The following is a 12,318-nucleotide window of genomic DNA, read 5'->3' as shown; positions in this document are numbered from 1 at the left end:
GATATAAAATGAATATTTTAGAAATCAAAAACGTATCATACAGTTATTCAAGTTCAAATGAGGAAGTTTTATCATTAGTTAACAGAGGATTTGAACAAGGAAAATTCTACGCAATAATTGGAAAGTCAGGAACTGGTAAATCAACACTTTTATCGTTGTTAGCAGGATTAGATTCACCTGATTCAGGTCAAATCTTATTCAAGAATAATAACATCGAAGAAAAAGGACACAGTTATCACAGAAAAAACAACATATCATTAGTTTTTCAAAACTATAACTTAATAGATTATTTGACACCACTTGAAAATATAAGATTAGTAAACAAAAATGCATCAGAAGATATATTATTGGAACTGGGATTGGATAAAAGTCAAACAAGAAGAAATGTTATGAAACTATCTGGTGGACAACAACAAAGAGTTGCAATTGCAAGGGCTTTGGTTTCAGAAGCTCCGATAATATTGGCAGATGAGCCTACAGGAAACTTGGATGATGTAACCGCTGGTGAAATTATCGATATATTGAAAAAACTAGCAATGGAAAGAAACAAATGCGTAATAGTTGTTACTCATAGTAAAGAAGTGGCAAAAGCAGCAGATATTGTTCTTGAATTGAAAGATAGAAAACTACAAGAAGTAGTTGACAATATTTAGGGAGGAAATTATGATAAAAAACGCATTTGCTTATGTAACACGAAAAAGCCTCAAATCGATAATAATCCTAGTGGTAATAATGTTGATGTCAGCTTTAAGTTTGATAAGTTTATCAATAAAAGATGCCACTGACAAAGCATCTGAAAAAACATTTGGCAATATTACCAATAGTTTTTCAATGGAAATCAACAGACAAGTCAATTCAGGAACACCAAGAGGTGGTGGAAATGTCAAAGGACAAGACATCAAAAAAATTACAGAGTCACCTGATATTGAAAGTTATGTAAAAAGAATAAACAGCGTGGCTGATTTGGATGGATTGAATATAATTGAAACACAAGAAACATTGGCTAATCAATCACCAGAACGTGCGAAAAATTTCAAAAGCACTGTAATGTTGACTGGCGTTAATGAATCGTCTAAGGAAACAAAATTTGTATCTGGAGCATACAAACTGGTCCAAGGTGAACATTTGAAAAATGATGATAAGAATAAGATTCTGATGCACAAAGATTTGGCAGCCAAAAACAATTTGAAAATAGGCGACAAATTAAAATTAAAATCCAATTTGTTTGACGCAGATAATGAAAAACAAGCCAATGAAACAGTAGAAGTTACGATTAAAGGTTTATTTGATGGACACAATAACGGTGGTGTGAGCGCCGCACAAGAATTGTATGAAAACACATTAATTACCGATTTAAATACAGCAGCTAAAGTATACGGCAACACTGAAGATACAGCAGTTTATCAAGATGCTACATTCTTTGTTAAAGGGAACAAAAAACTTGAAGATGTAATGAAAAACCTAGGCAAACTTGATATTAATTGGCAAGAATATAATTTAATAAAAAGCTCATCAAATTATCCAGCATTACAAGAATCAATCAGTGGAATATATGCAATAGCCGATAAATTATTTGTAGGATCACTTGCATTTGCAGGATTGGTAGTAGCTTTATTATTGTTCTTATGGATGAACGCAAGGAAGAAAGAGATTGCAGTATTGTTGTCGATAGGCATGTCGAAAGCGAAAATATTCGGACAATTTGTCACAGAATTATTATTAGTTGCTATTCCGGCTTACATTGGTTCATTCTTCTTGGCTAGATTTGCTGGAGATAAAATCGGCAACAACATACTACAAAAAGTAACAGGGAATATCGCAGACAAAATCGCCAAGCAATCAGCTTCAACTGGACTTGGAAGTGGAGCAGAAGTAGATGGATTCAATAAGACATTGACAAGTTTAGACATTAACATCTCATCAAAGGCCTTGGTATATGTAGTAATATTTATGACAATTGTGTTGCTTGTTTCATTGATTATTTCATCAACGAATATTCTTAGAAAGAATCCAAAAGATTTATTAATAGATACAAAATAGAATTATCGGGGCACATGCTCCGATAATTTTGTAATTAAAACAAATATTGTATAATAAAATAAAAGAGAGGAATAAATTATGAACTTACTTGTAGTAGAAGATGACAAAATGATACGCGAAGGAATTTGTGAATTTTTGTCTGAGTTTGGATATAAAACTTATCAAGCAGAAGATGGAAAACAAGCCATATCCATATTTGAAAACAACGAAATCAACTTAGCAATACTAGATATTCAACTTCCATACATAAATGGACTTGAAGTTCTCAAAAAAATCAGAGAAACGAGTGATATTCCAGCGATTATGTTGACTGCGTTTAGCGATGAAGAATACAAAATCAACGCTTTCACAAGTCTAGCAGATGGCTACATTGAAAAGCCGTTTTCGCTTCCTGTTTTCAAAGTTAGAATAGAATCATTAATAAAAAAATATTATGGAAACAATGAAACATTTAATTACAAAAATACCGAAGTTAACTTTACTAGCTACACTGCGAAAATAAACGGCAAAAAAGTTGATGTAAATGCCAAAGAACTAGAAATACTCAAATATATGATAGAAAATGAAGGTCAAGCACTTACTAGGATGCAAATAATCGATAGTGTGTGGAAAGAAACTGACGAAATACCATTTGATAGAGTAATTGATGTTTACATAAAAGAATTACGTAAAAAGCTAGAATTAGATTGCATAGTAACCATAAGAAACGTCGGCTATAAATTGGAGAGAAAATGAAAAATTTAAAAATATTTCCGAAAATGTTCCTGCAAATATTCACAGCATTAGCGCTCACTGTGTTGTTCATACATTTTATGGTGTTTTTAATATTTCCCAAAACATATTTGGAAGATAGAAAACAAGAAATAAATAAAAAAGCAAATGAAATATCCAAGACACTAACAAATAAAGAACTGGGATATGTTACTCAGTCGCTGGATTTCTATTCAAGTAATAACGACATTAAAGCTTATGTTAAAAATAAAAACAATGACAACGGATTACAAATCAAAGAAATCATTGATTTTGACAAAAAAAGCGATAACAATTCACTTATAATTGAAGAACGAGAAATTACTATAAGAAATGGAGAAAAAATATCGCTTCAATTCGTATCAACGGCTGATATGAAAAAAGATGCCAAAAATCTAAGCCTAAGATTTCTCCCATTTTCGCTTTTAATATCTATGTTTTTCTCAGCAATCATTTCGTTGATTTACGCTAAGTTAATCAACAATAATATACACGAAATAAAACAAGTTACCGACAAAATGATGACTATGGATAAAAAAGCAAGACTTGAAGTGGACTCTACTAATGAGATTGGACAATTAAAAGTACAAATCAATGATTTGTACACGACATTGTTACATTCAATTGACGATTTGGAATCAAAAAACGAAGAAATTATCAAACTTGAAAAACTAAAATACGACTTTTTCAGAGGAGCATCACACGAACTCAAAACCCCTGTAGCTAGTCTCAAAATAATTTTAGAAAATATGAAATATAATATCGGAAAATACAAAAACAGAGATTTGTATATCGACGAATCACTCAAAATAATTGATGGATTGTCACATAGCATTTCACAAATACTTACATTGTCTTCCATTGAAAATTTAAAAAATGACGAAGAAAATGTAACGATTTTACCGATATTAAATGATATAATTAATAAGCAGGAAGTAATTGCAACTCAAAAACATATCACAATCGACAATCAGATTAAAAATGAGAAGATTTTTATTGGCAAATCAGCTCTTAAAATCATACTTTCCAATGTAATTGGAAATGCCGTAAAATACACAGATGAATATGGTCTAATAACCATAAAATCAGATGGTGAATGGTTTGAAGTGATTAACACTTGCAAAAAGGCAAGTGAATTAGATACCACAAAAGTATTTGATGTGAATTGTGATTTGAACAAAGAGAACAGCAATGGACTTGGATTGTATATTGTTGGAAACTTGCTTAACAATTACAAAATTGATGCAATTATTGAAACACAAGAAGAAAAAGTAACATTCAAAATCAAGTTATAAAGGAGAACAAAATGTATATTTTAGAATTGAATCAAAATGGACAAGCAACAGAATTAGCGCTATTTAACACAATTGAAGAAGGAAGAGAATTCATCAAGAAAACAAACTGCTACGAAATTACCGAAGAAGATGGATTTGTATATGAATATATCATTCCTGAAAAATTAGGTGACTACGTTGAACTGGAATACAATGGAAATATAATTCCAATGACCAAATTCATGTTTACAGAACAAGGAAAAGCGGAAATATTTTGGAAAGAAATTCCGAATCTTTCAGAAAAAGGAAATGGAATAGTAGATAGTTCTACGAGAGTAGACGCTTTTGTAATAGCTAACAAAGATGTTAAAACATATATTGAAGCAAGAGAAAAATCCTACAACGAAGTAAAAAAGTACTTGCAAGAAAAAGGATATGACGTAGACAGGGCTTACTTTGGATCAGAAGATGGAGAAGCAATAGTCTACAGAAAAAACGAAAAAGACGAATGGCACTTCCTGACACACATGGATCCATCATTTTTTGAAGACAAAACACCACAAGAAATAATAGACGAGATAAATGAAGATTTGAATTAAATATTTATACATTGCTCACTTGTTTTTCAAGTGGGCATTTTTAATTTGTATGTAAATAATTTAATACAAATAAAAGAATGATAATTCATAAAGCTAAAAAATTAATTATATAATGATAAAAGTTAATTATTAAACCAAATATATCATACTAATAAAATATATTTCAAAATCTAAACATTTGGCACGATATTTAAAAAAATATGTTTATTTTTTTTCGCAGTAGGGTATATAATTAAAGAAATGATAAGAATGATTAATAATAAATAATAATTTAAAGCTGTACGGTATTAAAAAAAGAGAAAAATATTTATTTATGACAATCATTTAATCAAAATATGTTGATGGATAACGTACCATTCAAGGAGGATTTAATGGACAAAAAGAACAAGAACAACATAGCTAAGATTTTGTTGGCTTTCGGGGTATTAGCCAGCCCAATGATGTTAGCAAACCAAGTATCAGCAGATAATTCAATCGCTAATACTACAAATACTAGCAATGTTGATGCAACGGCAACAGCACAATCTGATGCTGTAACAACAGAAAATGTAATTAAAGAAAACAAAGAAGACAAAGAACAAGCTAAAAAAGAACAAGCTAAAGAAGTAGTTACTACCGCAGCAAAAAACACTAAAGCAAAAGCAACTGAAGAAGCTACTACAAAAGAAAACACTGCAACAGATGAAACTGAAGCAACTTCACAAAAAGAAGAAGCTTCAGAAGAAAAGAAAGAAGCTGTTGTAGAAGGTAAAGAAGCTTTCACACTAACAGAAGCACAAAAACAAGCTCTAAAAGAAGCTGGTTTTACTGATGCCGAAATAGCAGGAATCGAAAAAGAAATAGCTAACCAAAAATTAGCTGATGCTAACTTTGATGCAGAAGATTTCCTAAATAAGAAATTAGCAGAAAAAAAACCTGCAGCAGAAAATACACCTGCAGCAGAAGAAACAAATGCACTTGGAATTTCAGAAGAAACTAAACGAGAAGCGGTGGCAGCATCTGCTGATGAAAAGAGAGAACCTAAAGATATCAGTAACGAAGTAACAGATGTCAATATTTCTATTAAAGGTTTGGACAATGAAGATGCAACTATGATCAAGCCAATAGCTGAAGATCCTGATATTAAAGGAAAGACCTTCAATGATCAACTATATGATACCCAAGCTATGGCTCACGTAGATTTCCGCGTTCCTGACACAGCAGTCGCTGGTGACACAATTGACATCAAATTATCACCAAATGTAAATCCAAATGGTATCGTATCTGATTTTAATCCTGAAGCATTAGATGCCAAGATTGGTTCAGAAGTTGTTGGAAAGGCATATTACGATAAAGAAAACAGCTTGATGAGATATACCCTAACAGACCTTGTTAAAAACTATGGTAATGTTAAAATAGTATCAGAATTTCCATTATTCATAGACAAAGAGAAGGTAACAGAACCAGTAAGCGATCAAAAAGTTTCCGTATCTGTAGGCAATAAAACACAAGAAAAAACCTATACTGTAGATTATAATATGTCAGATGTTGGACAAAAGAATAAAAAATTTGTATCTAATGGTTACTCTGATATAACTCATGTCAGTCTAGGAGATGAAACATATGACCATATTATTTACATGAACCCATTTAATAAAGAACAAAAGGGCACACTTGTCCAAATAAAAAACCTTCCTGGTGAAAATGGGGTTGTAAATGACGGAGTTGTTTTTGACCAAGATGTTTTAGATAGTGTTGAAGTATACGTAGTAAAAGACTTATCTAAGCTACCAATGAGTTTTGCATGGAACGAAGAAACAAAAGAAAATCTTATCAAACTACCAGAGATTGAACCTGACACAAACAAAACGGTTTATACTAAACAAATTGTTGATGGCACAATTATTGTAGATATTAACAACAACCAAGATGTTATGCTAAGTAAGGCCAAAAGAGGACCAGTTGATAAAAATGCAACAATTGTTATTAAATATAAAGGTAAGTTTAAGAGTGATGCTACTAAAGATGCAGCGACTCGTGTAATCTTTGATAACACTCCATATGATGGAGCTGGCAAAAGAGTTACATCAAAAGAAGATTATTTCTTCTGGGATAATATAATCTATACAACAAGTTCAAAAGCATATGGTGAAGGTAATAAAGAGTTTGGACGTTTCGAAGATATCCATATTTATCAAACTATAAATTCTGATGGAACTATAACAACAGATGATTATGTATACGGAAGCAAGCAACAAGATGTTCCTTCAAAATATTATACAACCAAACAAATACCAAGAGAGGGATATACACTTGTAAAAGTTACATCTCCAGATGGAGCTAGCTTTAGTACAGAAGGAAAAGAAACATCTGCAAATTTTGTAGCAGGAAAAACTCTACACGTTAAATATGTTTACCAAAAAAGACCAGTAGAAAAGAAAGGCTCCTTCCAAGAACATCACATTTACCAAACAAAGAAACTAGACGGAACAATTGTAGAAGATTCAAGAGATGATAAAGAAGTAAAAGAAGGAACTGAAAAAGAAAACTACAAGACTTCTAAAATTGATAAAGACGGTTACAAACTAGTAAAAGTAGAATCTAAAAACGGTGGACAATTCAACGAAGACGGAAGTCTAAAAGAAGCAGCCTACATTGCTGATACAAAACAAGAAGTAACTTATATTTATCAAAAAGAAGAAAAACAACCAACTCCAACTGAAAATACTGGTAAATTCCAAGAACACCACATCTACATCACAAAAGATAAAGATGGAAAAGTAATCAAACGTGAAGTAGTGGATGGTAAAGTTGATAGTGGTACAAAAGATAAGACTTATACAACTGGTAAAAAGGAAAAAGACGGTTTCAAATTTGTGAAGACTCAAGATCCAAAAGAAAATCCAAGTTATGATAAGGATGGAAAAGAAACAACAGGTAATTTTGTACCAGGCAAGACACAAGAAATAACTTATGTTTACGAAAAGACAGAAACACCAAGTACACCACCAACACCAACAGAAGAAACTGGTAAGTTCCAAGAACACCACATCTACATCACAAAAGATAAAGATGGAAAAGTAATCAAACGTGAAGTAGTAAATGGCAAAGTTGATAGCGGTACAAAAGATAAGACTTATACAACTGGTAAGAAGGAAAAAGACGGTTTCAAATTTGTGAAGACTCAAGATCCAAAAGAAAATCCAAGTTATGATAAGGATGGAAAAGAAACAACAGGTAATTTCGTACCAGGTAAGACACAAGAAATAACTTATGTTTACGAAAAGACAGAAACACCAAGTACACCACCAACACCAACAGAAGAAACTGGTAAGTTCCAAGAACACCACATCTACATCACAAAAGATAAAGATGGAAAAGTAATCAAACGTGAAGTAGTGGATGGTAAAGTTAATAGTGGAACAAAAGATAAGACTTATACAACTGGTAAGAAGGAAAAAGACGGTTTCAAATTTGTGAAGACTCAAGATCCAAAAGAAAATCCAAGTTATGATAAGGATGGAAAAGAAACAACAGGTAATTTCGTACCAGGTAAGACACAAGAAATAACTTATGTTTACGAAAAGACAGAAACACCAAGTACACCACCAACACCAGTTGAACCATCTGAACCATCAACACCAGTTGAACCATCAACACCACCAACACCAGTTGAACCAGAAGAACCAACAACTCCAGTTGTTCCTGATCAACCAGAACAACCAGGTACTCCAGAACAACCAGCTACTCCAGAACAACCAGCTACTCCTGAACAACCAAGCAAACCAGAACAACCAAGTAAACCAGAACAACCAAGTAAACCAGAACAACCAAGTAAATCAGACCAACCAAGTAAATCAGACCAACCAAGCAAACCAGTAAGACAAAGTAAGAAATTACCAAAAGCAGGTGCTGATTACGAATTATTGAAACTTGCAGCTGGTGCATTATCAATAGTTAGCGGTCTAGGATTATCTCTTGGAAGAAAAAAAGAAGACTAATAAATAAATATAGTTAAATTTTTGGAAGCAATTCATATGAGTTGCTTCTTTTTTTATTAAATTTTCAAATTTTATAATATTCTTGACAAAAATTAAAATTAGTTCTAAAATGATAATGCAAATAATTTGCATTAATAAATTATTATGTGGAGGATTTATGAAAAAAATTTATAGGATATTATTGTTAGCTCTTATGATTGGTGTGGCATCTGGATGTACTAGACAAAACAATGATGTTAACAATCAAAAGGTGCAAGAACAAAAAGAAAAAAGTGATGACAAATCAACTGAAAAGTCCGATTCAAAGAAATTATATGTTAGTTTCTATCCGATTGAATATATGGCGAAAGAAATCGCTAAGGATAAAATTGATGTGGTAAATGTTATGCCAAAAGGCGCTACAGTTCATGATTGGGAACCAACAGCACAAGATATTAAAAATTTATCTGATTCGAAGATGTTAATTGTTAACGGTCTTGGATTGGAAGGTTGGTTGGAAGATGTTAAATCTAGTTTGAAAAACACGGAAATTATTGATTCATCTACAAATATTGACAAGATAAAAGCTGAAGAAGAACATGACCACGATCACGACCATGAAGAACACGATCACGATCATGATCACGAAGAAAAAGGTCACGATCATGATCACGAAGAAAAAGAACACGATCATGACCATGAACATCATCACCACGGTGAATTTGACCCACATGTTTGGATGAGCCCTAAACAAGCTAGAATTCAAATGAAGAATGTGTATGAAGCTATCGTAAAATTTGACTCGGAAAACAAAGATTTCTATGAAAAAAATTACAAAGAATTAGATAAAAAGTTTGAAGACTTAGACAAAAAATACACTGAAGTATTAGCTCCACAAAAGGACAAATATTTTATCGTGCCACATGAAGCATTTGGATATTTGGCAAGAGATTACGAAATCAATCAAGTTCCTATCGAAGGTATCAATTCAGATTCAGAACCTGATTTAAATAAGATGAAAGAATTGACTAATTTCGCAAAATCACATAAGATAAATACAGTATTTTATGAAATGGGAGAAAGCGATAAGATTGCAAATTCTTTGGCTAAGGAAATCAACGCAAAAACTGCTGGTTTATCCACGATAGAAGCTAAGACTCAAGATATCGAAGATGGAAAGGATAATTATTTTTCATTGTTAGAAAAAAACTTGGATGCAATCTCACAAGCAAAATAATATGAATAGTATAATTAGTGTAGAAAATTTGAATTTTTCGTATAGAAACGAAAAGCTATTAAGGGATATAAATTTTAATATCGAAAAGGGAGATTTCGTAGGGATAACCGGAGCTAATGGCTCCGGTAAATCTACGTTATTGAAGCTTATTTTAGGTTTCTTAAAAGCAGATAGTGGTGAGATTAAATTTGCTGGAGGAAGGGAAAATTTTAGTTTTGGATATGTTCCTCAAAACAACCACGAAAAGAGTATTTCTTTTCCGATAACTGCATGGGAAATCGTGGCTATGAATGTAAGTGATGATGAGAATATGAAAGCTAATGAAAAAATCGAAAATGCGTTGGCTATTGTAGAAATGAAGGATAAGAAATATTACGACTACAATAAGATGAGCGGTGGTGAGCAAGAAAGGGTCATGATTGCAAAGGCATTGGCTAACGATCCGCAAATTTTGATTTTTGATGAACCTACTGCAGGACTAGATCAACGAAGTAAGGAAAATTTGTTTGATTTGTTGAAGCATTTGAATAATCATCATAACATAACGATTTTGGTGGTTACTCATGAGTTGGATTTTACTAAAGATTATTTTAACAGGATTTTTAGATTGGATAATGAATTTGTTGAGGTGAAACATGTTTGAGATGTTTTCATATGATTTTATGAGAAGAGCTTTTATTGTGGGGATATTAGTGTCAATTATCGTTCCTTTGATAGGAACTTTTGTCGTTAACAAGAAAAACTCCATGGTAGGAGATGCTTTAAGTCACAGTTCATTGGCCGGAGTTGCATTGGGACTTATTTTCGGAATAAATCCTGTTCTAGCGGCGATTTTCGTATGCGTGATTGAAGCTTTTGGTATAGAAATCATCAGAAAAAATTTCGCCAAAAGTTCTGATTTGTCGACTGCTATTGTCATGAGTAGCGGTATTGGCCTTGCAGCAATCTTATCCGATTTTGTGCCTGGTGCTGCGAATTTTCAATCATTTATGTTTGGTTCTATCGTAGCTATTCCGGATATTGAATTGTACACAGTAATTATTGTGAGTTTTATTGTTATTGTGACTTATGTGATGTTGTACAAAAAATTAGTGTATATTATTTTCGATGAAGATGGAGCTAGATTGTCTAATATTAACGTAGGACTTATCAATAAAATATTTACTTTTTTAATAGCTATCACTGTTGCTATTGCGTCTAGAACTGTCGGTGCACTTATGGTTTCAAGCTTGATGGTTATTCCTGTGTCTTGCGCAATAATGGTATCACATTCTTTTAAAAGAACTGTGATTAATTCGTCGCTATTTGGAGTTTTGTTCACAATTATCGGAATTAATATGTCTTATTATTTTCAATTAAAACCAGGTGGATCAATCGTGTTGACAGGGCTTCTAGTTCTTATAATTTTGATGATAGTAAATAAATTTAGAAAAAATAATTAACTATAAACACTGCATTATGAATTTCGAATTAATTTATTTTGTGGTGTTTTTTGGTGTATAAAACGTTGTAATTTGCAATTTTTACAAGTATAATAAAAGGATAGGAGGCGATAGCATGAACAAAATGATTAAAAAAATAATAATATTAACATTGGGAACATTAATACTTACTTTTGGTTTTTTCTTTTTTATAATGCCTTTTAATTTAACTATTGGTGGAATTTCTGGTATTGCGATGAGTTTGAACGCTTTTGTTCCACAAATTCCAACGGGTATTTTCGTTATGATTATGGATACGATTTTGTATATTATAGCGTTTATTATTTTGGGAAAAAGCTTTGGAGTTTTGTCGATATATTGTTCTTTTATTTTTGCAAGTTCAACGACGTTACTTGAAATTTTGCTACCAAATTTCAAACCTTTGACAGATGATATTTTGATTAATTTGATTTTTGGAATTATTATTTCAGCTGCTGGTATGGCTTTGGTTATCAACCAAGGAGCATCAACTGGTGGTACGGATATTATCGCGATGATAATCAGAAAATATTTTTCAATTGATGTGGGTAAATGTATGCTTGTAGCAGACTTTTTTGTTGTGTTGCTTGGTATGTACACTTTCGGAACAAAAAGCGGTATGTATGCTATGCTTGGTATTTGCATCAACTCAATTGTCATTGACAAGGCTATCGCTGGTCTAAATACAAGAGTAAATATGATGATAACAAGCGATAAGTACAAAGAAATTAATGCTTATATTATAGATCAAATTTCAAGAGGATCCACAATTTATAAAGCAGTTGGTGGTTTTTCTGATAATGAAAAATTTGTTATCAATACGATTGTTTCAAGAGGAGAGTATATAAAGATTAAAAACTACGTAAAATCTATTGATCCTAAGGCATTCGTATGTATTTCGTATGTCAGTGAAGTGGTTGGTGAAGGATTTACTTATGATCCAGTGGATAATCCAGAACTTGAAATACTTCCTGGTGGAATGAGTTAGAATGGAGAAGA

General features: G+C 32.1%; 10 protein-coding genes. All 10 read left to right on the top strand.

Annotated features, from left to right (window positions below; genetic code table 11):
- Positions 1–8: 8 nt before the first annotated feature.
- The 10 genes from HMPREF0391_RS08390 to HMPREF0391_RS08345 all read left to right on the top strand — a co-directional run bounded on the left by HMPREF0391_RS08390 (position 9) and on the right by HMPREF0391_RS08345 (position 12,307).
- On the top strand, positions 9–653 hold the full coding sequence (locus HMPREF0391_RS08390; RefSeq protein WP_002836630.1) for an ATP-binding cassette domain-containing protein: 645 nt from the start codon (positions 9–11) through the stop codon (positions 651–653).
- 10 nt (positions 654–663) lie between these two features.
- A complete protein-coding gene (locus HMPREF0391_RS08385) occupies positions 664–2,040 on the top strand; it encodes an ABC transporter permease (protein WP_035109575.1) in 1,377 nt (458 codons plus the stop codon).
- Positions 2,041–2,118: 78 nt separating this feature from the next.
- Complete coding sequence (locus HMPREF0391_RS08380; protein ID WP_002836626.1) at positions 2,119–2,775, top strand: response regulator transcription factor; 657 nt, start codon at positions 2,119–2,121, stop codon at positions 2,773–2,775.
- Complete coding sequence (locus HMPREF0391_RS08375; RefSeq protein WP_002836625.1) at positions 2,772–4,085, top strand: histidine kinase dimerization/phospho-acceptor domain-containing protein; 1,314 nt, start codon at positions 2,772–2,774, stop codon at positions 4,083–4,085. Before HMPREF0391_RS08380 ends, HMPREF0391_RS08375 begins: the two co-directional genes overlap by 4 nt.
- 11 nt (positions 4,086–4,096) lie before the next feature.
- Positions 4,097–4,663 carry a hypothetical protein gene (locus HMPREF0391_RS08370; protein WP_002836624.1) on the top strand — a complete coding sequence of 189 codons (567 nt, stop codon included), beginning with the start codon at positions 4,097–4,099 and terminating at the stop codon, positions 4,661–4,663.
- A 371-nt stretch (positions 4,664–5,034) separates the two neighbouring features.
- Positions 5,035–8,643: an Ig-like domain-containing protein gene (locus HMPREF0391_RS09445; protein WP_050760757.1), complete on the top strand. Its 3,609-nt coding sequence runs from the start codon at positions 5,035–5,037 to the stop codon at positions 8,641–8,643.
- Between the two features lie 157 nt (positions 8,644–8,800).
- Positions 8,801–9,859, top strand: coding sequence for a metal ABC transporter solute-binding protein, Zn/Mn family (locus HMPREF0391_RS08360; protein WP_035109573.1), 1,059 nt, complete (start codon positions 8,801–8,803; stop codon positions 9,857–9,859).
- Between the two features lies 1 nt (position 9,860).
- Positions 9,861–10,502: a metal ABC transporter ATP-binding protein gene (locus tag HMPREF0391_RS08355; RefSeq protein ID WP_035109744.1), complete on the top strand. Its 642-nt coding sequence runs from the start codon at positions 9,861–9,863 to the stop codon at positions 10,500–10,502.
- Positions 10,495–11,301: a metal ABC transporter permease gene (locus tag HMPREF0391_RS08350; protein ID WP_002836620.1), complete on the top strand. Its 807-nt coding sequence runs from the start codon at positions 10,495–10,497 to the stop codon at positions 11,299–11,301. Before HMPREF0391_RS08355 ends, HMPREF0391_RS08350 begins: the two co-directional genes overlap by 8 nt.
- A 115-nt stretch (positions 11,302–11,416) precedes the next feature.
- Complete coding sequence (locus tag HMPREF0391_RS08345) at positions 11,417–12,307, top strand: YitT family protein (protein ID WP_002836619.1); 891 nt, start codon at positions 11,417–11,419, stop codon at positions 12,305–12,307.
- Positions 12,308–12,318 lie beyond the last annotated feature (11 nt).

The sequence above is a fragment of the Finegoldia magna ATCC 53516 genome (genome assembly GCF_000159695.1).
Classification (GTDB): Bacteria; Bacillota; Clostridia; order Tissierellales; family Peptoniphilaceae; genus Finegoldia; species Finegoldia magna_F.
This window is presented reverse-complemented; position numbering and strand designations above follow the sequence as displayed.

Excerpts from the sequence above, each read along its gene's own strand:
- HMPREF0391_RS08380 (WP_002836626.1), top strand. The coding sequence starts at position 2,119 with ATGAACTTACTTGTAGTAGAAGATGACAAAATGATACGCGAAGGAATT.
- HMPREF0391_RS08345 (WP_002836619.1), top strand. The coding sequence starts at position 11,417 with ATGAACAAAATGATTAAAAAAATAATAATATTAACATTGGGAACATTA.
- HMPREF0391_RS08355 (WP_035109744.1), top strand. The coding sequence starts at position 9,861 with ATGAATAGTATAATTAGTGTAGAAAATTTGAATTTTTCGTATAGAAAC.
- HMPREF0391_RS08375 (WP_002836625.1), top strand. The coding sequence starts at position 2,772 with ATGAAAAATTTAAAAATATTTCCGAAAATGTTCCTGCAAATATTCACA.
- HMPREF0391_RS08390 (WP_002836630.1), top strand. The coding sequence starts at position 9 with ATGAATATTTTAGAAATCAAAAACGTATCATACAGTTATTCAAGTTCA.
- HMPREF0391_RS08350 (WP_002836620.1), top strand. The coding sequence starts at position 10,495 with ATGTTTGAGATGTTTTCATATGATTTTATGAGAAGAGCTTTTATTGTG.
- HMPREF0391_RS08385 (WP_035109575.1), top strand. The coding sequence starts at position 664 with ATGATAAAAAACGCATTTGCTTATGTAACACGAAAAAGCCTCAAATCG.
- HMPREF0391_RS08370 (WP_002836624.1), top strand. The coding sequence starts at position 4,097 with ATGTATATTTTAGAATTGAATCAAAATGGACAAGCAACAGAATTAGCG.
- HMPREF0391_RS08360 (WP_035109573.1), top strand. The coding sequence starts at position 8,801 with ATGAAAAAAATTTATAGGATATTATTGTTAGCTCTTATGATTGGTGTG.
- HMPREF0391_RS09445 (WP_050760757.1), top strand. The coding sequence starts at position 5,035 with ATGGACAAAAAGAACAAGAACAACATAGCTAAGATTTTGTTGGCTTTC.